Source organism: Bdellovibrio sp. HCB2-146 (genome assembly GCF_047345725.1).
GTDB lineage: Bacteria > Bdellovibrionota > Bdellovibrionia > Bdellovibrionales > Bdellovibrionaceae > Bdellovibrio.
Genome location: NZ_JBLEQP010000001.1, coordinates 715,225 through 737,104, shown reverse-complemented (window position 1 = coordinate 737,104; position 21,880 = coordinate 715,225). Strand labels below are relative to the sequence as shown.

Below are 21,880 nucleotides of genomic sequence, written 5' to 3'. Positions count from 1 at the left end.
GGCTCGCTAATAAGCAAAACGAAGACCAGACGAAGTGTTTAAAGTTTTGGCGGTCGATGAGGGGAGATGATGGACGGGAAGTTAGATAGGGAGGGTTGCCAAAACAGGAGTGATTATCAATCTATCTGGCGGTGAATTCCCATTGCTTTGCTGCCAATAAGTTGTGCGTGCGACAAAGTATACGTAAATTCTGACTCTCATTAGTTCCGCCAAATGCGACTGGAACTTTATGATCGACTTGCAACTGATAGGTGCTATTGCATTTGTGTTGAGTTTTCGGATTGATATATTCGCAGCAGCCTTGAGCGTTTTTATAGATCATTCTCTTCGTTGTGATTTTAATAGCTTTGCGCTTCCGCGCAGCCGTGAAGCTTGGTGTCGATGCAGCGGCAGCTAGATTCCCCTGAAAGCTATCTGATGATTCACTTCGAAGGACTTCTTTAGAAAATGTGCTTGAAGAATCTTTGCCCAAAGACTTTCGAACTTGTTTTTCGGCTAAATGAGTGAAAAGTTCTGCCCAGCATCTGTCAGGAACTACGTGTGACAGTAAATCCATTGCTTGTTCAAGGATTTTCATTTGTTCAGAAGTGATAGTGAACTCCAGACGGATGGTATCATCGCGCTGAGGCTTCATCACTTCATGCTTTTGAATAGGTTGATTGAATTCCACAGCCAATACTTTTTGAGTTTCAAAGGAAGATTTGTCCTGAATTTGTTCCAAAATTTGCAGTGTTTGTGCCGGAGCTATTTGATTTCCATTTTTGGATTCTTGGCGAATGCACTTCTGAACTTGGGTTAGCTGGGTTAAGTTCAAAGAGCCATCTTCAATTTTCCCAGCAGCCTGAGGAACTGATTTTAGTAAACGCGCCGCTTGAAGCCTGCGATATGCACTATCCTCGCCATAACCCAAATGTTGAGTCAGGTATTTGAACACCGAATCAAATCCCATTTCCGCGTAAAGCTTCCGGGACTCAAATTCATTGATATGACAAAGTATCAAATGAGTGATCTTTCGTTCTGTGCGAACTAATTTTTCCAAACGTCCCAATAATTCAAGATTCGAAATTTTTGAAAGATCCATTTGTGCTCCTTTGTTGGAGAAGTTGTATCACGGATTTTAAAAGCTATTTTTTACGGTTTTTCAGAGGAGAATCTGTACTTAGGAAATCTAATTTATTTATAGATGATTGTGGCTATTGAGGCTTGAGGGCGCACTAACTGACGGAATAGAGAAGGATCGCGTATTTCTAAAAGTCGTTGAGCGAAACCAATTCTGGTGCGCCACTAATTACGTCAAGGAATCAATTATTACAATTAATTGAATGACATTGTGTTTCTTGGTAGCGCGGATTTGTTCTGCTTTGTTAGCGGAAGAGGAAACGATAAAAAGAAATTTATTATGCGGAGGTTGTCCGTTCTGAGAGTTCCCGGCCTTCGTAGCCGGGAAAAGTGGTTAGAGGGATTTGATTTTTTTGGGCGGGGACGAAAAGAACTATTTTTCCAAAGCTTCAATCAAGATGTCGAGAGCTTCGTCTTCTGTTAGTTGCGAGTTGATTTCTTGCACTGTTTTGATGGCGCTTACAAGATTGGCTCTTACTTCTTGGCCGTCTGTTGCTAAGTACAAATAAATATCTTCCTGGGCTTGGTGAGCAGCCATTTGGACTTTGTTGTAATCAGATCGGAAAGTCGACATTTGGAAGTTTGAACCAGAGTAAGCTTGAGCAACTCCAGAGAAAGCGAAGATGGCGAATAAAAGAACTTTGGATACTTGTTTCATATAAACCTCACGAGTTAGGTGTTTTCGATGAGGTGATATTAGATCAAGCTTGAATAAGAGACGATTTTTGGGAGGCAGAATCGTTCGCTCTAAGAGAACGGGGAAAAATTAGAAGAGTCGCCTAGAATTTGAACACGTATCCAGCTTGGATATAGAGATCAAAGCCATTTAAAGCGTAGCCGACGCCCGCTTCAGTCGTAAAACTCTGCCCCAGCCCCAATGAACCACGTACGCGCCAACGACTTAAGTCAACAAAACCAGCAAGCTCGCTAAAGCCATCCACGAAAGTTCCTACCGAGACACGAGCATAGGGATCGAACTTATCGCCCGGGCAGCAATACCAGCGGCGGCCCGCAGACAAGCCGACGATGTTTTCTTTGTTCACTTCAAATTGATAGTCCCACTCAATCACATCATGCGGAATGTGGGCATAACGAACAACGAAAGAATAACCATTGATCCATTCGTCGGCGTCGACGTAACTTCCACCAGCGTACCCCGCCGCGAGCAATAAAGAATGACGGGGAGGCTTCACCATGCTTTCCACGGCAGCATTCGTTAATAAAGGATCGGGCTCGGTAGACAGAGGTGTGGTCTCGTAAGTTGTGCTGGTATTTGGGGCAGCCACCGAAGTAAGAGGAAGCGCAGCCAACAGAGAGCAAATAATAAGTCGAGTGATAGACATATAGGATCAATTTAAAGTCTGCGCGAGAAAATTGTTACTGGACGAAGGACCTTAATTGCTCAGAATGTCTCAATGTGAGCCTGTAATCCGCCGATAGAGCAAATGGATTATTAACCGAGGTCTCTATGAAACGGATTTTGTGGATCGCCCTCATTCAAATTCTCATTTGGCTGAGCTTCGCAACAGAAGTTCAAGCACGCGAGCGGCGTAGTTTTTATTCAGGTGCACGATGCCTAGCAATGGGCGGAGCGTGTATAGCAGTAACCAATGACGAAACAGCTTTGATTGTGAACCCAGCGGGTTTAGGTCGTCTCCGTGATTTTTACGGAACGATTTTCGATCCTGAATTAGAGCTGGGCTATCTCACTCAAGACTTCTATCAGGCATCGGCATTTTCCAATCCATTTGAACTTTCAGATGTGAAGCCCGCACTTGATGCTAATAGAGGATCACACTATCACGCCAAGGCGCAGGTCTTTCCTTCATTCGTTGGCAGAAACTTTGGTATTGGGTTGTACGGCAATTACATTTTGGATGCCGAGATGAGTGCAGATGGTTCAACCATTGATACTTTCTATCGCAACGACTTGGCGGCAGTTCTTGGATTTAATTTTAGATTTTTTGATGGGCGTATCAAGTTGGGATTTAATACGAAACTCATCAGTCGTATCGAAGTCGACAATCCAACTTTAAGTTCAGCTGGCTCGATGGACTACAGCAGTATCGCCTCTGAGGGGCTGGGGCTTTCAACTGACGTCGGACTTATCATGACGGCGCCGTGGAAATTCCTCCCTACAATATCAGCAGTGTTGCGTGATGTGGGCGGCACTAGTTTCGATAAAGCCACAGGTGTCAGAATGGACACCGCGACTCGTCCCAATATGATAGAGCAGGATTTAGATGTCGCCGCTGCCATCTTTCCTATTCACACCAATTACGTTAGATCCGCTTGGACGGTAGAGTACCGTGGACTTTTAACATCAGCTGATGAAGAAGATAAAGCAAAGTTAATTCATGGCGGTCTCGAATTGAACTTCGGGGATGTGCTCTTCCTTCGGGCAGGGTATAATCAAAGGTATATCACAGCTGGCTTTGAGTTAGCATCTGAGCGCTTTCAATGGCAATTCGCCACATACGGCGAAGAGATCGGCACCGCAGACGACCCACGAGAAGATAGACGTTATACACTGAAGTTTGCGTATCGTTTTTAAGGACTTTAAGGAAGAAGTATGAAGTTTGTAAGAAAGCTTTTTATCATAACGATGGTTTTGTGCATGACAACCTCATGCGACAAACCAAACGTATTGACGGATTTCTCGCAAACCGACACGGATGAAGCATTATATTTAGAAGCGAAAAAGAAAGTCGATGACCGCGAATGGGACGATGCAATTGATATTATCAATAATGATATCAGTGCGGCCTATCGGAATAACAATGTCGAAGTGAAAGAAACATTAGCTGGCGCCTATGCAGGGAAATGCGGATTGGATTTCGTAAGTCTCGTGCAAAATCTGGGCATGAGTTCCAGTGCGAAGCTTATGACATTTTTTATGAATGCCATGAAAAATCAAGTGGTGAGCCCGGCAGATTGTGATAACGCGAAGGCAGTCATGGACACAATCGCTGTTAAAGACGCGGATCAAACTTTATTCTATACAATTTTAGGAATGGCCAAATCAGGCGCGTGGTTACGCGCTAAGGCCGATCAAGACAACGGTGGCTTAGGTGATGGAGCACGCGATGCGGGTTTTCAAGCTTGTAAAGTGGCGCAGTTGCCAGACGAAAACGTTATCAAGTCTATCGTTGGGTTGGGTATGGTGATTAATAATATTTCGTCTGTCTCAAGTAAGTTAGACCCGAGCAGCGTGACGGATATTACGAATTTTACCAGTTCGTGTGTAACAGCTCTCAATGCTTATTTGGATATCGTCAGTCCTGGGCATCCAGTTTTGACGACGTGTGATCTTTCCAACGAAACTTTTGTAACAACTTATAAAGATGCATTCCGACTCTTAATTGACGATGGAACGTCATTCGGTATTGGCGCATGTATGAATCCTTTGTTTCAGCCATGCGCGTGTCCATAGGGAAGTGTGATGAAGTATTTGGCTCTGGTTCTTATATTAACAACGACTCTGACTGCAAAAGCGCAGGAGATGTATGAGTCCGCACGATCCATTCGCTCTCTGGGAATGGGAGGAATGTATATTCCGATCGTCAGGGATGCTGATGCGTTGTTTTATAATCCAGCGGCTCTGAATCGTCTTGAGGGATTGAACATCCTTCTTGGTAGTATCGGCGTCGGTACAAATTCAATCGACGAACAAACCCTCCAAGTTCTCCAAGGTATCGATCCCAATGATCCAAGTACTTTCAATGATCTTTTCGGTGAAAGATTCTGGGTGAATGCCAACGGCCGTGCGGCGATTGCAATGCCTCACTTCGGAATCGGTTATTTCACTGATTACAGTGTTTCCTTGGAACTGCATAATCCAAGCTTTCCCGAATTTGACACTTACTTTGCCAATGACTCTGGGTTTGTTGTTGGAACTTCTTTTGGAATTGGACCGGGGAGTTCCGTTGGTATTAATTTAAAGCGCCTCAATCGGTGGGGCGGTTACTCTCAAGATTTGGGACTCTCGACTGTTGTCGACGGCGCTTCGATGGAAGAGATCGGCGAGAACTTCAATCGTAAAGGTGTTGGGTACGGAATGGACTTGGCTGTGATGACCGAGATTCCAGCGCCGTTTAGTCCGACGATTGCAGTGGTATGGCAGAACGTCGGTGATGTGGCGTTTACAAAAACAGACGGTGACGATGCGCCTCCTCACATTCCACAAAATTTAAGTGCTGGTGCAGCGATTGGTTTTGATTTGCCAGGACTGGATTGGACTTTTGGTGTTGAGGGACGCCATCTTTTAAATAACGACGTTCAGCTGGGAAAGAAACTACACGTGGGGACAGAAGTCTCATTGCCATTCATAGACGTGAGAGCAGGTCTGAATCAGGGCTATATGAGCTACGGAGTCGGCCTCAATTTCCTTATTTTCCGTCTTGATGCTGTAAGTTATGTCGAGGAGCTCGGCGTCTATCCGGGTCAAACCGCCGACAATCGTTACATGGTAGGGCTCACCATTGATTTAAGCTTTGATGCTAACTTCAATTTCCAGGATAATAACGGCAAGAAGAGAAAACTCAAACAGCGCCGGTAAGAGTAAATGCTAAAGACAGTTTCCCTGGAAAACCGATCTCAACTCTCTGAGATCTTTGCGACCTATAATCCTAAAGAGACCACGTGGTTGGTTTCGGATTTGCGCACAAAATTTGAGTTGCAACAACGTGTACTGGAACGTGATGGTCAGTACATCGACGAATCCGTTCTGCGCGCCAGTGATCTTTGGAAGATTCTTTTAAAGCGTTTAGACCCGCAAGTTCGTCTGGTGAGCAATCCCTTTGCTCGCTCTTTGCTTCGCACGATGATGGATGAGCATGCGGAAGTTCTTGGTGTAAACTCTTCAGCTGAAGAAACTGTTTTCTCTTATATCGATCAGTTAGCTCCGATTTTATTTCATCCAAATGGCCCGGCCCAATTAGAAGAATGGTTTGAAAGCCATCCTGAAGCCAATGGTCGTTGGCGCGAATGGTATCTGCGTGCGCGCTTTTGTGCTTTGAAGCTCGTGAACGAACACCATGTGATCACGGCAAGCTGGATTACATCTTATCTGCAAAATTTTAATGAGCTTGAAAGGGTTTGGACATTTCCATTGATCGTGGATCTGAGCGGTGAGATGTCACGTTCAGAAGCGGAGTTATTGCGAGTTCTCTCTCGATCTGTAGATGTCACAATCCTTGAACCGGTTCCGACGTGGAAAGATGATTTCTCTTACTTGCTTCGCCCGTATTCAGATCTTCGTCAGCAAAGTCAGGAACAAGTAAAATTGAAACCTGTCGCTCGTGTGGAAAAGAAGATTGAAGTGAAGCGTTTCTCAGGAATGCTTGCGGAAATTAAACACGCTGTCGGTCAAGTTCGTCTGTGGTTAGAAGCAGGTCATAGACCTGAATCCATTGCGGTGATCGCTCCTGATATCGAAGTCTATTGGCCAGTTCTGCAAGCATACTTGGAAGAAGAAGGTGTGGCTGTTCAGAAGGACATCACTCACAAGGTGCAAAGTCTTCCTTCAATTACGCGCTGGCTATCTTGGTTACGCTCGAAAAGTGGACGCCTTTCAAGTTCTGATTTGGAAATTTCTTTTTTTGAACGATCTGAAGCGCAAAACGTGCGCTATGAAGAATTCAAGGCTTTGTTTAAGAGTCTTTATGTTGAAGACGATCTCAAGCGTAACGAATGGGTTCATAAGATTTTCCACGAACAAGTCGATGTGACGGGTTGGGTAAGTCGTGACGAATTCGTTGCTCAAGCTTTAAAAGGCTGGGTTTTAAGCGGTCAAGAAAGCGAAGTCGTTCAAATTATTTTGCGCGAGCTTTTGCAAAATGCCGTTGCCTCTACAAAGCTGACTTGGAAAGAATGGCTGAGTTACCTCGAGAGTGTCGTGGCGGCGAAAGAATTTTCGTTGGCAAAAGGGGACTCTACAGGAATTCTTGTCACCAAGTTGATGTCAGCAGATAGCGAGAAGATCCGTTTCCGTATTTTCTTAGGTTTGACGGACGAAGCTTTAAAGGGGCGAAGTAAAACTCAACTTTCCGGACAAGATTTTTTTGAGCTTGCAAAAGACATTGGTTTTTATCTGGAAAATCCCGATCAAAGTGATTTGGAGTTTGAGCTCCGTTTGTTAGCAGAAGCCCATTCTGAAATTGATGTCTATTGCTTCGGGGCCACAGATCTCTCGGGTTCCTTGTGCTCACCCTCGACTTTCTGGATGAATTTGCAAGGTGATCATCACTCTCTTCATATTCCGTTAGAAACTCGTTGGGATGAAGTTCAGCACTCAGACCTAAGGGGTCGTCGCGCGAGCATGGAAAGTCGTAAGGAAACTGTTGAGAAGGCCTTGCAACGCGATTTGGGACACAACGAGACGGAAAACCTGGAACTGCAAAATTTGCCGCGTATTTCAGCGTCTTCACTTGAAAGCTTCTTGCAGTGTCCGTTTGTCTTTACAGCCCAAAGGTATTTTAAACTCAAAGACCTTCCAGAAATTGATTTGGATGTCGACCACAGAACTCGCGGGCAATTGGCCCATGCCTTGTTTGAAAAACTCACGGAAGAACCAATGCGCTTTGATTGGTCGGGATCTGAAATTGATCAGATGCTTGAAAAAATCCGCGAAGAAAAGAAAGTCGTTTTTGCCGATGAACGCCTCTGGCTGCCTCTTAAAAAGAAACACGTGGCTTTGGCTTTGCGCTTTGTGGAGTTTGAAAAAAACTGGCGTGAGGAGTTTCAAAAAACTCGCACACAAGCCCGCGAAAAACGCTTTGAATTTTATCTGAATCCGCAAACCCAAGAGATTTCAAAAATCGCTCAGGACAATTGGTTCCGTATCTCAGGACAAATTGACCGTATCGACTCGGACGGTGAAGGAAATCTTGTTGTTCTGGATTACAAGAGTTCGGCGGGATCGACATCAGCTGCAGGGTCATGGCTTAAAAATCGTGAGCTTCAGTTGTTGTTCTATATGTGGGTTTTAGAAAAATCCTTGATCGAAGATATTGAAGGTGAAGTAATTGGTCTGTTCTATTTCTTCTTTAAGACGCTTGAGCGCCGAAAAGGATTCCGCGTGGATGAATTAGCTGGAAAGCTTTATCCCTTCCCGAAAAAGAAAGACAAGAATTATACACTCGAAGCCAAAGAAAAGATGATGGCGGAATTTAGTCAGCTTTTGATGGAGACCCTGGATCGCATTCGCTCCGGAGAAGCCTCGCCAAAACCAAGTGAATACGATGATTGCAAAAAATGTGAGTGGAGAAGACAGTGTCGAGCGCCTCATCTGAACTAAAAAATACCATTCTACGGGCGGGTGCGGGTGCTGGTAAAACAACTCGTCTCACGAACGACTTTTTGCAGTTTGCCAACGATTTTAAAGATCGCAATGGGCGCTTTCCGCGCATTGTGGTAACGACGTTCACTCGTAAAGCCACTCAAGAATTAAAAGAACGTTTGTTATCAAAATCTTTGGAAAAAGGTCGTCAGGATCTTTTCCATTACGTCAGTTCAAAGTCCCAAGTTCAGATTTCGACAATTCACGGAGTTTTAAGTTTATTCTTGTCTCGCTACGGCTCCGCGATTGGGTTGACTCCGGATTACAAGATCTTGAGTGACTTGGAAGTACGTCGCCATGCCCGTCGTATTTTGCGCAAACACGTGCTTGAGAATCCGGCTCTTCAAGAGTTATTGGAGGAGTACGAGTTTGCCGTTTTAGAATCCGCTCTTATTCAGTATTTTTCTGAAAGCCTTGTTTTCCCCGAAATGAAGTTCGTGGCAAAAGAAGACTTGCAGAAAATGACCGAAGCGCATTTTGCAGGGTTGAAATCAGAACTTCTGCGTGTGGCGCGCGTGATTCAAACAGAGTCCGATAATGATAAGTGGCAGGAGTATGCGCAGGCTTTACTAAGTTTTGCGTGGAACTCTTCCACTTTGGAAAATATCCGCTCGTTTTGGGATAATCTGGACAAGCCTGCATTCCGTAAGGCGCAGGCTCCGTTCTCTTTAGAAGTGAACGATGACTTAGAAGACCTTCGCAAAAAAGTGACAAAGTTTTTGGAAGAGCCACGATACCTGGAGGCCTTCCGGGAAAAACATCAAAAGAACTGTGAACTCTTTGACGAACTCGCTCGCCGTTTTAGCGCGGACTTCTTAAAATTGAAATTAGAGCAAGGCCTGCTCGCCATGAGTGACCTTGAGGCCTTGTCGCTGAAGGCTGCTAAAGAAAATCCGGAAGCAGCAGCGCGTTTTTCCGCTGACTGGGATTTCTGGATGATCGATGAATATCAAGATACCAGTCCAATCCAAGTCGATCTTTTACGTCGCCTTGTTGGCGAAAAACCCGTCTTTATTGTAGGGGATCCGCAACAGAGTATTTATTTATTCCGTGGAGCGCGCTCGGAAGTCTTTCAAGAAAAAATTGAAGAGATCAAATCCGAAAAAGGAAATGTTGAATCTCAACTGACGAACTATCGTTCTTCACCTGAGGTTTTGGAATTCTTTAACTATTATTTTACGCGCCTGGGGCGTCAATTCGCGGCCATGACTCCAGCTCCAGATAAAAAAGTGTCTGAGAGTAGGGACCCGGTTGTGAATGTGATTCTGTCAGAAGAAGAACATCAGGCGACGGTTGCGCGTATTCAGGAATTGCTTCAATCAGGCGTGAGTCCAGAGCAAATCGTGGTTCTGGGAAGAACACATCGAGTTCTCGAAGAAATCGCGAAACTTGCAAAAGACCATGGCGTTCCTTTGCAGTTGCATAGCGGCTCAGGATTCTATGAAAGAAGAGAAGTGCTCGATGCTCTTTCACTTCTGAAATTCCTGTTAAACCCACATGACAATGCCAATTTGATTTCTCTTTTACGGTCTCCGTGGTTCTTTGTGCCAGATAGTGAGATTGCAGAGTACTGCCATCATTCACAACATTCTTATTGGCGTGAAGCTCTTAAGAAAATAGAGGGACTTGCAGAAAATCATCCTCTCAAAGTGCTACGCGCTCTTATTGGAATGGCGGAAGAAAAAGGTCTGACCTACACATTGAAGCGCGCATTAATAGACTATGGCCTTTTTGATTACGCGGCTTATGTTGATTCGTCCGGTCGTAGAGAAGCCAATCTTTGGAAAGTCGTTTCATTGCTGAGCCAAGAAGAACGCCGTCCCGGATTTAACTTCCTTGATTTCTTAGATGCGAGCCTGGAAAGTCTGAGTACCGATGAGGGGAGTGAAGACGCGGATGCGACTCCTGTTATCGAGCCTCAACGTGTGAACTTTATGACAGTGCATGCTTCGAAAGGTTTGCAGTTTGAACATGTGCTATTGCCTGGCATGGGACAAGATCCTCGACAAGCAAATGCACCTCTTTTGACGGTGGATGAAAAAACCGGAACATGGTCACTGAAAGTGCGCGATGAAGAATCGCAAGCCATGACCTATAGTGTGTTTGCTGAAAAATGGGTCGAAGAAATGCGTCAGCGCGAATCTGAAGAGTTCAATCGCGTCTTATACGTGGCTCTGACTCGTGCGAAAACCGGAGTGACATTGCTCTGGGGCGCAAAAGTTGGAAAAAATTCATGGGCGGCGCACTGTCCTTTGATTTTAGAAGAAGGCTTGCACGAAACAGATAAATTTTCTTACGTCGTCAGACGTGATGAATTAAAGCCCGTGGCCATGGAAGTTCATGAGCTGGCGTCAAAAGATGTCAGATCCCCATGGCAAAATAAGAAAGCTGAAAACAAACGCAAATACGTCTCCGTGACAGAGCTTGTGGCTCCTGCGGGATCAACGGAAGGAAGCAAAGGTCCTGATCGTCCATCAAGTGGTGAAATCTTGAGCCGAGGACTTGCTAGAGCTCAGCAGGGAACAGAAGCGCACAGACTTTTTGAAGCTTTGAAATATGCTTCCTATGAAGATCTGCAAAAGGTCTCTGAAGAAGCTCTTAAAAAGCCTTTGAAATTTATTGCTGAAACAACTTCAGCTCCAATTAAAGAGATCATCGAGAAAGGATATGTCGAGTGGGGTTTTGCACTTTCACTGGGCAATTCGCTTTTACAGGGACAGATCGATTTGTGGGGGCAGTTGGGAGAAACACTGTGGGTGGTCGACTATAAGACTGGCTCGCAACGGTATTCCGACGCTGCCTTTGCCCAGCTTGAGATCTATGCCTGGGCTCTTCATAAAATGGGATATGCACCCGGGGCAAAAGAAGTGTGCCTGGCGGTCGTATATCCGATCGATGAAGTTGTGAAAGTTCAAAAAAAGAACGGACCCGCAGAGTGGGGTCCGTCCATTGAAAAAAAGATTCTAGAAAGCAATTAGCGACTAGCGCCTCTTGAAAGAATAGCGAAGATCGATTCAATTTGAGCGTCGATCTCAACTTTGTTTTCCTGATAGTAAAGAACATTCGCATTATTTGCTTCAATATTCTTATCAAGAGTTTCAGCAGTTGGATACGACGTGAGCTTCATAAGCTGTGTTAAAACAGCTTTAAACGGAGCGGCCAAGATTTGCTCGACTTGTTGTTTTGCCTGAGGGTTATCCGATTTTTGAGCGCCTTCAATTTGATCAGCCAATTGGAAGATCGCAGCACCTTCTTGCAAGATACCTAAGGCCATATCTCTGTTGGCCTCATCCATCGTCGCAAGTTTTGATTTCAGAGCATCCATTTTCGAAATCATATCTTTCACCGTGATAGTTTCGAGTTCTTCCGCCGTTGGCAAAGAAGCTTTTGCCGATGCCACAAAGTCAACAATGGAAGCATTTTTCGTGTCAATCAGCTGAGTCTCTCGCAAAGCAGAGAGTTTCTGATAAGTCGACATCAGCGCGTAAGCACCGCTAGTCGCTTCAGGCACGGCAATATAGCCGCCATTCCCAGCGATATAAGATGCAAACTGTTTCAGTGCAGCAGCTTGAGAGAGTGGTACGAATACGGTTCCAACAAAAGCAGTTCTGACTGTAGAAACTTGAGGCTTACCAGGAATTCTCAAACCTGCTTTGTAGATTTCAAAGAAAGTAGAATTGAGCTCTGACTCTGCAGAAAATACGGGGAACGTGTTCTTTTTTAATTTTTCTTTGAGAGCTTCATCTCCACCTTTTAGATCAAGGGCTACGTATGAACCCGGTACGCCTCCGATAAGACGACCTAATGCCCAACCTTGAACGACTTTGCGGAATTGTGGTTCATCCATCATTGACGGCGTGAAACCGCGAGACATGGCATCGTAACCAAGAGGCAAGCGTGCCGCAAGGAACGCAGATGCATTCAAACGGTCACCCATTGTGCCCACGACATCCAAAGGTTCTTTCGCCGCTTTATCAGATAAATCAAAGCGGAAACTATTCAAGAAATGACCGGCCTCTGTGACCAGTTTCAAGCCTTTTTTATCCCAATATCCTGCTTTTGCGGCATCTGCACACGACGAAACCGAAGTCGCAGCGTTGAAGTAGATATCAGAGCGAACTTTTTCAAGTTCGTTCAAAACAAGGTCAGAACCTTTTTCTAGAACACAGTAGCGATTCGACATTGTCGCCGTGTGGAAGAAGAAGTTGAAAATCGCCTTAGAAACCGGCTCGTATTGCGTGACAAAATCTTTCCATTGATTGTCTGCCTTCATCTTATTGATAACGGCTTGAAATTGTTTCTCAGTTAAATTCTCAAGATATTGATTGTCCTCGCCTAAGAAGCGAGCCAAACCAGATCTCCACTCAACATAAAAACGCATAAGTGGGATGAAAGTACGAACCATAGAAATCTGTGCAAGATATTCGGGTGGTAGAACTCTGATACCATCGCCACGGAAATAACGTTTTTGCGTGAAGGCTTCGTGGTCTGCGATAATATTTTTCACCACTTCAAGTGGAGTCACACCTGCGTCGTGACGTTGACACATCGGAGTTGTTGAGTAAGCAACGTCTTCGTCCGTACAGAATTTAAACGAGCGCGCTTTATTGCTACCAAGGTTTTGCGCAATATTTTTTGTCGTGTCTAACGCTACGACTTTACCGTCATTTAATTCTACCGAATCAGCATAGCCAAAGCGAATAGCGGCGATGTCATACGGACCCGGACGAACCAAGCGATCTTCATTGAAAGAAGAGTACTCCATCACAGAAGAGCTACGAACTTGGTGCTTAGTTTGTGTTTCTTCAACAGACATAAAGTTTGCTGAATCGTTGGAAGCGGTAAAGTTATGGCGCAAACCAAAGTTATGACCCATTTCGTGAACCAATGTGCCTAAGAACTTCGTCGTCACGAGTTTACGCGAGCAAGAGTCAAGAACTGAGTTTTCTTTTTCGTTATGAGTTAGACCTTGAGATTTGACTTCTTGGATATAAGCAGTCAAATCAGGACATTGAGCTTCGATTTCAGCGTGAATGTTCCCTGACGCAATTGCCAAGTCAAATTCGCGCGGATTTTTTGCATCTCGAGCACGGAAGTCTACATTTTTAAGATGAAATGTTTTTGGACTTTTCGCGTCTGGAAGATACATTTTCAAACCTTTAACAGACGGGAAAAGGTCTGAAATAGCTTCGATGCCATCTGCCGTCTTCTTATTAATGATCAGATTCATAGAATCGATCATTCCAGCAATACCAGCGCTGCGACCCTCTTCTAAAAGGCCCAACTTCATTTTGATATATTCTTTCATCTCACTGATAAGTGCTTCGCGAATAGGAGTTAGATGCACATTTGTTGTCGCAGAAATAATTTCACCCGTAAAAGGATCTGTCACAGACGGACCGAAGCCAAATAAGCTGGAAGCTGTTAGATTTTCAATAATGTTAATAGCGTTGTAGCGTAAGTCACCAAGTTCAACGTCATGCTCTTCATCTAATACGATCGCAAGGTTTTGTACGCCGGCTTTCGCGAAAGCCTCATTCCAGGACTCAACAGCTTGTTTTACGCTTGGACGAATCCATTGCGGCGTTGTTTTTGTAAAGTTAAATACAATTTTACCTGCTTTTGGATTGAAGCGAGAGATGAACGTATTTTTTTCGATGTCTTCTTGGCGAGAAATTTCGAAGTTATTCACGACTGATTTTTGTGTCGTAAAGAATCCATACGTGCGTCTGTCGTCTTTGAAAAGACGTTTCGCAGTGTAGTTTCTTGGTTTCACGCGCAAGAAAGAGTAACGAACACGGCGTCCTTCTCCATCTTCTGTGGCGAAAGAAAGATAGTCGTCTTTCACTTCCAAAGCAACAAGGCGAGATCTTCCATTGTTGAAAGTGGACAATGATTTATCGAAGTCCACTTGGATAAATGGACGTTTGCTCCAGTGAACTTTACCATCTTCGGCTTCAGACATCGCTTGACCGTTGTTGTTCACTTTATAGGATTTCCATGAAACTGGAAGTGTCAGAGCTGTTTTAAAGTTCGCATCTGCTTTTTCAGCCAGGCGTTCGTCAATATTCAAGTTTACTACTTTCATTGACGTTTCGTTTGAAAGGAATTTAATACGTGTTGATGGAGTTAAAGCAGAGTCATATCCGCCGACAAATCCAAGGTTTTCAGACTCTTCTTCCGGAGCTGCTGTGACCGTTTCAGTAAAGAACCATTCACCAGAGAAATAAGAAGCCGGCAAGACGTCAGTTTTCAAAACTGGTTCAAAGATTTCACCTTTAGACATATCAAAGCGGAAGAAAGCCGCATCTGAAATGTTCACTTCATTTTTTTCAATTTTAGTAGAACTTTTTTCGCCGTATTCGTTCTTCGCACGGTCAATTGAAACGCGGCTTGTGATCGGGTAACCAATAAGAGGAACTGCGAGTTCTTCTTCATTGAGTTTAACTGCATAAGTCGTTTCGCTCAGCGGAAGGTCTGAAGCTTTACCAACTTTGTAAACTTTCAAATAATTCTGTTCAACTTTGATAAGGCCTTTGTATTTCGTATTCGCTTTACCAACGATTGGTGTATCGCCAAGAAGCTTTTTCGCTAGCGGGTCATTGACTTCGTAACTTACAACCGAGAACGACTCATCACCGATGCTTTTTGATTTGATGTCGAGTTTTTGCGCTTTTGAAAAGCTTTGTGTGCGGCCTTCAATCGGAGCACCCGTTGTGATCTCAAAAGTTTTGCCGTTATATTCTGAGACAGTGAGTAAGTTCTCACCTTGACCCTGAGCAAACTCAGCATCACGTTGCTTCGTACATGCAACCGTCAACAGAAAGGCGAATGAGATTAACAACAACTTGTACATAGGTCCTCCCGAGGTTCATCACCCCTTCATATAGAAATAATGCATAGGGGGTGCCATGATCGGAGGGCTGAAAGTGCAATGTATTTGAGATCAGCGAAGGTTTCCCGTTAGAAATCTAACGGCGCCGATAAACGGCAGCACTGTGTAAAGTCTCATCATGAGACCGAAAGAATCTCACGATCTCGCATACTTGCATCTTTATTTTGGATTTATTTTTTGCTGAAAAACGAAGAGCTAAAAGGCTTAGAAAATAACAGTCATCGAAGCGTAAACGACTGACGTGTTTTCGTTGTAGGCGTCGAAGCTATAGTCTTGTCCATTCGGGCGAAGGGCATTACCACTGTTTGAGTGGCCCACGGCGATTCCGAAATTTGAATTCACTTGGTAAGAAAGCTCTTCTGAAATTTCATAGGCCTCTTTGAGAATGCCCTGATAGCTAATTGCATTTTTGTGAACAATATCTGCTGAAATCGAGAAATTGCGAGGGAAGTCATAGTTCAAACTCAAACTTTGCGTAGAAGAATACTGGTTATTAACAGCACCTACTTTGCTGGTTTCAAATTCGTGAAAGTTGCGTGCAACGACGATAGAAGAAACGGCAGAAAATCCCTTAATGAGACGATTTGAATTAATCGCAAGGACGGCTCCCGCGCGAGCAGAGCCATACATGCCCTGAACTTCAGAAGAAACTTTGGAAGTGGGTGCCGCGAAGCCCGCATTGTATGAGAATAAAAATGTTTTTCCCAAATTCATCGGTGTGCTTCGCAGAGAAATAACTGTATCTGCGAAATCATTCTTGGTACTGTCTTTGAGATCTTGGTTATAACCGCCATCCACTCTCAGAGTGAAACTGCTGCCTAAGTTCGCATTCAAGCGGCCTAGGTACGCAACCCCATCGCCACGTGTTCCATCTTGGAAGTCATAAAGATTCGTCGAGCGAGCAACGTTGAAAAAACCACTGAAAATGCTCGTGTCTTTCTTTGGACGCTGGACCAGCGTTGTTGAGGAGTTGATAGACGCATTCGCCAGTGCTAGCGATGAGCACAAAACTAAACAAGCTGAAGTAAGCAAATGGCGGGCAGTGAAAAACATAGTCTCTCCTCAGCTTGGTTAATTGCAGGCAAGATGCCATGGCCGTTCAGTTCTGTAATGTAATGGGTTTCAGCTGAAGCCTAAAAGTTGTCGAGTTTTTTGACAGTGGACGTTTTGAGCTTAGCACCTGAAAACCCTCTCGGTTTTTTTGGGCACAGTGACGGAGAGAGGCGTTTGTTTAAACCATAGGCGTTGAATCTATGTTTCTGCGAAATAAATTCGTTTTAAGAGGGCATATGAATTGCTCTGTGAATCGCGAAACCCAAAAACATACCCCAGGAGTTCTTATGAAAAACGTGTTTGTAGTAGCGGTCATGATGATGTCTTCATTTGCGGCAGAGGCTCGTGTGATCTTGAACGCAATAAATAAAGATTCAGGTGAACGCCAAAAGCCAGTTGTTCTTGAAATCAAGAACATTGCGTTTTCAGGCGGCAATCTGGTGATTCAAACTCCGCAAGGCAACTATAATTTGATGGTTCACCTTATGAGAGGTATTTCTTCGAAGGAAATCTTCGACCTTCTTGTTAAGTATAATAAATCGAAATCTTCTGATTTGGAAATCAACGCGGACTATGTCAACTACCCACATTGGTCTGCAGCGGAATTAACGAATATTTCATTTAGCGCAAAACAATAGAAAATTCGGTCATTTCCTTTTCTCGAAGCGCAGGCGTAAATCCTGTGCTTTTTTTATGCCCAAAGCCCTCAGCCTGGGGCTCCGAGCGTTGACAGCTGATATGTCCGGGTTAAAAATGGCGTGTGTCACAAAATATCAAACGCGATTATATCATGATCTATTCTGACGGAGCTTGTTCGGGAAATCCGGGACCTGGTGGGTGGGGCTCTATCGTTTTGACTCCGAACAACCAAGTTCAAGAACTTGGGGGAGGCGAACGCAGCACCACGAATAATCGCATGGAGATGATGGCCGCACTTGAAGCTCTTCGATATGTGCAACATCAACCCGAGGTCATTCATTTCTATACGGACTCCACTTATCTGATTCGTGGAATCACGCAGTGGATTTGGGGCTGGCGCCGAAACGGTTGGAAAACCGCAGAAGGTCAAGAAGTTTCAAATCGCGATATTTGGGAAGAGCTTGCTCACTTCGTACAAAAGCGTGGAACAACAGGCAAGATTGACTGGCGCTACAGTCGCGGCCACGTCGGTATTCCCGGCAATGAACGCTGCGATCGAATTGCCGTGGCCTTTTCCAAAAATGATTACGTGAATTTATACTCCGGAGACTTTGACCATTACACAGTGAACCTGATGGAAGTCCCGAAAGATACAGCCTTGCCGACAATGAAAAGCCCAACAGAAAAAAAAGCGGCCTTCAGTTATCTTAGCAATATCGGTGGGCTCGTGTACCGACATCGTGACTGGAACTCTTGCCAAAAAAGAGTTCACGGACAGTCTGGTGCGAAATTTAAAAAAGCCCTTTCGCAAGCAGAAGAGCAAGACATCCTGAAGTCATGGGGACTCAGTGCCCAGACAGAAATCAAAGAGGCCTAAGATGGAAATTGCAAATCGCCATATCCTAGTCACTGGAGCCACACGCGGAATTGGTCGCGCTTTCGCAAAAATGTGCGCGGAAGATAAAGCGCATTTGCATTTGGTCGTTCGTAAAAAAGACGATGAATTGATTCAGGAAATGGAAGCTGCTGGCGCCAAGTCAGTGACTTGCTGGGAGGCTGATTTAAGTCAGCGCGCAGAAATTGAAAAGCTTATATCTCAATTGAAAGAAGCTCCTATCGACATTTTATTTAACAACGCGGGGATGTTGACAGGTGGTCTGATCGAGGAGCAGCCAATTGATGATATCTACAAAATGTTTCAAGTGAACGTGAATGCGCTGGTGCATTTAACTCATGGGTTGTTGCCAGGAATGCTGCAAAGAAAACGTGGCAAGATCATTAACAACTCCAGTGTCTCAGCTTATATGCACTTTCCCTGTGCTTCCACTTATGCGGCTTCAAAAGCAGCTGTTCTAGCTTTCACTGACAGCATTCGCATGGAGTTGAAAGGAACAGGAGTCACCACACTTTTGTTAGTCACACCCGGTGTTCGCACACGAATGTTCGATGAGATCGACGTACTGTATTCTAAAAATTTCCAGGTTCCATCAGAAGTTATTTCGCCGACAAAGTATGCCCAAATGATCAGGGAAGCGATTTTGCACGATCTGGAAATCCTTGAACCGTCTGGCTTAACAGGTGTAGGACTTAAGATCGCTAAATTCGCGAAGCCTCTTTTTGAGTTGGAATTGGCTCGCCGCTTTCATCGGTCTTAAAAATAGATTCTCACATTTAGGGGCTTAAAAGTCTGTAATCCTTCAGCTTCAGTGGGCATTTCTTGTTGGACGTCATTAGACTATATCTTATGAAGAAAACTCTGTGGACGTTGGCTGTTGTGCTGTTTTTCTCATGGCAGGCATTCGCTCAAAATCAAGTTTGCAATCGTCGCTATCAAGTTGCTGTGAACAACTATGCTCCCTTCTTTTCTCGGGATAAAAATAATCATCCCGAGGGAATTACTCACGACATGGTCCTAGATCTGCAAAAACGCTTGGGATGTACCTTCATGGAAAAAGAACTTTTCAGGCCAGCGGCTGTTGAGCATATGAAGGGCGGGCGGCTGGACATGGTCTTACTGGTACTGCAGGGGGCTGAGTTTGGAAGTTCTGCTGAATTTGTTTCTCTTTATAAAGTAAAAAGGGAAGTGGTCGTTTTGAAGGATCACTATGCGAAAGACCGGAATGTAGAAAGTTATATCAACGACAAGAAAATGATCTTTGGTAACATCATCGGCACTCGAACTGCGTTGACTCAGGACGAAGAAAAGATGCTGCTCAAGTCACGACGTCTGATGGAGGCGGTGGATTATCAATCGCTCTTTGAACTCTTAGGGAAAGGCCGAATTCAAGCGTTGGCCCTGACTTCGTTCGTCAACTCCCACTATTTGAAGAAAAGTAAAATTGAAGACAAAGTCGTTCGCATTGTCGATGAAGACAACGTGACTGAGGTTGGAGTTTATTTCTCGATTCGCAGAATGGATGCAGAAGAGCGACTCAAAATACAAAAAGCTCTTCAAGATATGGTTGAAGATGGATCTTTTGCGAAAATGTTAGCAAAATATATGTCGAAGACTTCGTTAGGAGAAGTCACTCGCTAAAAGGAGCAATTGATACATGAACAAAGCCATTCTTTGGATTGGGCTCAGCCTTTTCCTTGTTTCAAATGCTGTGGCTGGTGGCAAAGCTTGTAAAAGACGTTTTGAAGTTGGTGTCGCAAGTTATCCTCCATTTTTTTCAAGAAATGCCAGTAACCAACCCGAAGGCTTCACTTATGAGTTAATCGAAGGCATGCAAAACCGTCTGGGAATATGCTTTATCATCAAAGAACTCAGTCGTCCCGCACTCATGGAAAATTTGGCGACACATAGGATTGATGCTGTGATGTTGGTGGCGCAAAACGCTGCCTTTGAAAAGTCAGCAAACTTCATTCAGCTCTGGAATGTCAGTCGTGAAATTGTTGTAGCGAAATCCATTTATTCAAAAGATAAAAAAATTCAGAGTTATATAGACGACAAAAAAGTAATTTTCGGAAATATCATCGGAACACGCACATCGCTGACATCAGACGAAGAAAAAGATCTATTTAAAAACCAAAGGTTGCTTGAAGCGGTAGATATAAAATCCACATTTGATTTGTTAAGCAAGGGGCGAGTGCAGGCCGTCTTATTATCGCCGCTTTTAAATAACTATTATCTTAATATGCTGCCCAATAAAAACGACTTCGTGCGAGTCGGAGATCCCGATGATAAACATCGAGTTGACGCCGGAATCTACACATCAAAGATCAGAGTGAAAGACGAGGATCGCGAAAGCATTCTGAAGGCGATTGAGGAGATTCGCAAAGACGGAACTTTAGCGAAGATTATTAAAAAGTACTATGGCGAAGATGCCACCGAAGCAAACCTCCAATTATAGAGGTTTGAACGTTAGAATTCCTGAGCCGACAGGTCCGGTTACAGTCATTTTCATTTCACGTGTTTCGATAGATTTGATCGCAACCGGGAAAGTGATTTGATAAGGCGTATAGAACCGGTTGTGATAAGGGTAAAGAGCAATCAGTTGTGGAAGCTGCGTTTTCAACTTCACAACTTTTCCTTCAAAGCGTCGGCCGTCAACATCCAAGAAAACGCGCCATACTGTTTTTGGTTTTGAAGCATCGTCGTTTTTCTTGTCAGGAGTAAAAAAAGCCAAGAAAATTTCTGTCTCTTTGCTCATGCGCTCTTGAGCTTTGACTTGCTCGTCTGCAAATTTCTTTTCATCCCACAAATAAAGGCGAGTCATTTGATCCAATTGATCGGCAATGACTTTGCTGTTTAGAACCGTGCCTTCCATATCAATTAAGTTGTAAAGACCGGAGTAACGACGAGTGCTGTCTGAGTACTTATCGATCGTCATGAAGTATTCGCTTTCAGTGCGAAGGGCACGACCGGATGGAGTGACTTCGTAGGAGGCACAAGCGGAAAGCAAAAAACTCAGCAGCAAAATATATTTCATTACTTGGACTCCAAAACTGAATCGAAGAATTTCTTAATGTCGGCAAAAACTGTCTGACGATTGATGTCGTTGATCAGCTCATGTTTTGCTTCGGGATAAATATAGATCTCTTTGCGTGAACTTCCAAGTCTTTCATAGAAGGATTTCGAGACCGGCGTGCTTACGATTGGGTCATTTTCTGGCAAAATAAACAGAGCTGGTTTTTTAATTTCATTCGCACGCGGCACCACATAGTCAAAAGACTCTAGGAAGCCCAAAAAGGCACCTGGTGAAACACGTGTGTGGCGAAGAGGATCTTGCTCATATTCACGAATCACATCTGGATCGCGTGTGAGCATTTTATTTTCAAGCTCGTTATCCATGGTGATCGTTGGCATCAGTTTATTCATCAAGCCTGCACCTTTGGCCTTAATCATCGGCACTGGCATTGAAAGGCCCAAGAAAGGAGCGCTGATCACAATCGCATCGCATGGAATATCGGGATTGCGAAGCATGGTTTTAAGTTGAATTAATCCACCCATCGAGTGGCAGTACAAAATCACAGGTCCTTTGCGAACTTTTTCTTCGCTTAAAACTTGATCCAGGAAAATTTTGTAGTCCTTGCAGTATTCGTCGAACTCACCAACGTAACCGCGTTTGCCACCAGAGCGGCCATGACCACGAAGATCCCAACCATAAAAAGTCCAAGAGTCGTTTTCAAAAGCTTTGATCAAACGGTGATAGGATTCCGAGTGCTCGCCATGACCATGAGTGATGATCACAGTTCCGCGCGCTTTTGGGTTTTCCCAAATTTGAAAAAACAATTCGAGATCTTGATAACCTTTAAAAAAACCTTCTGATCTATTGTACATAGACTTTAGCTTGCCCCTGCCTCCAGGGATGATCAAGCCAAAACTCGTCCCT

The 21,880-nt window shown here is 44.3% G+C and carries 17 protein-coding genes; 10 read left to right on the top strand and 7 right to left on the bottom strand.

What is annotated here, in order from left to right; all coding sequences use genetic code 11:
- Nucleotides 1-121: 121 nt before the first annotated feature.
- The 3 genes from ACLWOR_RS03635 to ACLWOR_RS03625 all read right to left on the bottom strand — a co-directional run bounded on the left by ACLWOR_RS03635 (nt 122) and on the right by ACLWOR_RS03625 (nt 2,462).
- Complete coding sequence (locus ACLWOR_RS03635) at nt 122-1,081, bottom strand: HNH endonuclease (RefSeq protein ID WP_413939307.1); 960 nt, start codon at nt 1,079-1,081, stop codon at nt 122-124.
- A gap of 411 nt (nt 1,082-1,492) precedes the next feature.
- Complete coding sequence (locus ACLWOR_RS03630) at nt 1,493-1,777, bottom strand: hypothetical protein (RefSeq protein ID WP_413939306.1); 285 nt, start codon at nt 1,775-1,777, stop codon at nt 1,493-1,495.
- 121 nt (nt 1,778-1,898) lie between these two features.
- Complete coding sequence (locus ACLWOR_RS03625) at nt 1,899-2,462, bottom strand: hypothetical protein (protein WP_413939305.1); 564 nt, start codon at nt 2,460-2,462, stop codon at nt 1,899-1,901.
- A gap of 125 nt (nt 2,463-2,587) precedes the next feature.
- Between ACLWOR_RS03625 and ACLWOR_RS03620 the strand changes: the two genes are divergently transcribed.
- From ACLWOR_RS03620 to ACLWOR_RS03600, 5 genes are read left to right on the top strand one after another with little or no spacing between them, the layout of a single operon-like run.
- The gene (locus tag ACLWOR_RS03620; protein ID WP_413939304.1) at nt 2,588-3,673 is read left to right on the top strand and encodes a hypothetical protein; all 1,086 of its coding nucleotides are present in this window, start codon (nt 2,588-2,590) and stop codon (nt 3,671-3,673) included.
- Nucleotides 3,674-3,691: 18 nt separating this feature from the next.
- The gene (locus ACLWOR_RS03615) at nt 3,692-4,552 is read left to right on the top strand and encodes a hypothetical protein (protein ID WP_413939303.1); all 861 of its coding nucleotides are present in this window, start codon (nt 3,692-3,694) and stop codon (nt 4,550-4,552) included.
- A gap of 9 nt (nt 4,553-4,561) precedes the next feature.
- Nucleotides 4,562-5,677 (top strand): hypothetical protein, encoded by a 1,116-nt coding sequence (locus tag ACLWOR_RS03610; RefSeq protein ID WP_413939302.1) that lies wholly within the window; start codon nt 4,562-4,564, stop codon nt 5,675-5,677.
- Between the two features lie 6 nt (nt 5,678-5,683).
- A complete protein-coding gene (locus ACLWOR_RS03605; protein WP_413939301.1) occupies nt 5,684-8,416 on the top strand; it encodes a PD-(D/E)XK nuclease family protein in 2,733 nt (910 codons plus the stop codon).
- The gene (locus tag ACLWOR_RS03600; RefSeq protein ID WP_413939300.1) at nt 8,392-11,436 is read left to right on the top strand and encodes a UvrD-helicase domain-containing protein; all 3,045 of its coding nucleotides are present in this window, start codon (nt 8,392-8,394) and stop codon (nt 11,434-11,436) included. The genes ACLWOR_RS03605 and ACLWOR_RS03600 overlap by 25 nt, the downstream gene beginning before the upstream one ends.
- Here ACLWOR_RS03600 and ACLWOR_RS03595 read toward each other — a convergent pair.
- Together ACLWOR_RS03595 and ACLWOR_RS03590 are read right to left on the bottom strand one after the other, a co-directional pair.
- Nucleotides 11,433-15,314 carry a zinc-dependent metalloprotease gene (locus tag ACLWOR_RS03595; RefSeq protein ID WP_413939299.1) on the bottom strand — a complete coding sequence of 1,294 codons (3,882 nt, stop codon included), beginning with the start codon at nt 15,312-15,314 and terminating at the stop codon, nt 11,433-11,435. The genes ACLWOR_RS03600 and ACLWOR_RS03595 overlap by 4 nt on opposite strands.
- Nucleotides 15,315-15,557: 243 nt before the next feature.
- Complete coding sequence (locus tag ACLWOR_RS03590) at nt 15,558-16,406, bottom strand: hypothetical protein (protein ID WP_413939298.1); 849 nt, start codon at nt 16,404-16,406, stop codon at nt 15,558-15,560.
- Nucleotides 16,407-16,693: 287 nt separating this feature from the next.
- Here ACLWOR_RS03590 and ACLWOR_RS03585 point away from each other — a divergent pair, with 287 nt between their 5' ends.
- The 5 genes from ACLWOR_RS03585 to ACLWOR_RS03565 all read left to right on the top strand — a co-directional run bounded on the left by ACLWOR_RS03585 (nt 16,694) and on the right by ACLWOR_RS03565 (nt 20,398).
- The gene (locus ACLWOR_RS03585; RefSeq protein WP_413939297.1) at nt 16,694-17,044 is read left to right on the top strand and encodes a hypothetical protein; all 351 of its coding nucleotides are present in this window, start codon (nt 16,694-16,696) and stop codon (nt 17,042-17,044) included.
- Between the two features lie 122 nt (nt 17,045-17,166).
- Nucleotides 17,167-17,922: a ribonuclease HI gene (gene rnhA / locus ACLWOR_RS03580; protein WP_413939296.1), complete on the top strand. Its 756-nt coding sequence runs from the start codon at nt 17,167-17,169 to the stop codon at nt 17,920-17,922.
- A 1-nt stretch (nt 17,923) separates the two neighbouring features.
- Nucleotides 17,924-18,700, top strand: coding sequence for an SDR family NAD(P)-dependent oxidoreductase (locus tag ACLWOR_RS03575; RefSeq protein ID WP_413939295.1), 777 nt, complete (start codon nt 17,924-17,926; stop codon nt 18,698-18,700).
- An 89-nt stretch (nt 18,701-18,789) separates the two neighbouring features.
- Complete coding sequence (locus ACLWOR_RS03570) at nt 18,790-19,581, top strand: substrate-binding periplasmic protein (RefSeq protein ID WP_413939294.1); 792 nt, start codon at nt 18,790-18,792, stop codon at nt 19,579-19,581.
- Nucleotides 19,582-19,597: 16 nt separating this feature from the next.
- On the top strand, nt 19,598-20,398 hold the full coding sequence (locus ACLWOR_RS03565; protein ID WP_413939293.1) for a substrate-binding periplasmic protein: 801 nt from the start codon (nt 19,598-19,600) through the stop codon (nt 20,396-20,398).
- On the opposite strand, the gene ACLWOR_RS03560 is transcribed toward ACLWOR_RS03565, so the two are convergent.
- Both ACLWOR_RS03560 and ACLWOR_RS03555 read right to left on the bottom strand, forming a co-directional pair.
- Entirely contained in the window at nt 20,393-20,977 is a 585-nt protein-coding gene (locus ACLWOR_RS03560; RefSeq protein WP_413939292.1) for a hypothetical protein, read from the bottom strand. The two genes, ACLWOR_RS03565 and ACLWOR_RS03560, sit on opposite strands and share 6 nt — an antisense overlap.
- The gene (locus ACLWOR_RS03555; protein WP_413939291.1) at nt 20,977-21,828 is read right to left on the bottom strand and encodes a lysophospholipase; all 852 of its coding nucleotides are present in this window, start codon (nt 21,826-21,828) and stop codon (nt 20,977-20,979) included. Before ACLWOR_RS03555 ends, ACLWOR_RS03560 begins: the two co-directional genes overlap by 1 nt.
- Nucleotides 21,829-21,880: the final 52 nt, after the last annotated feature.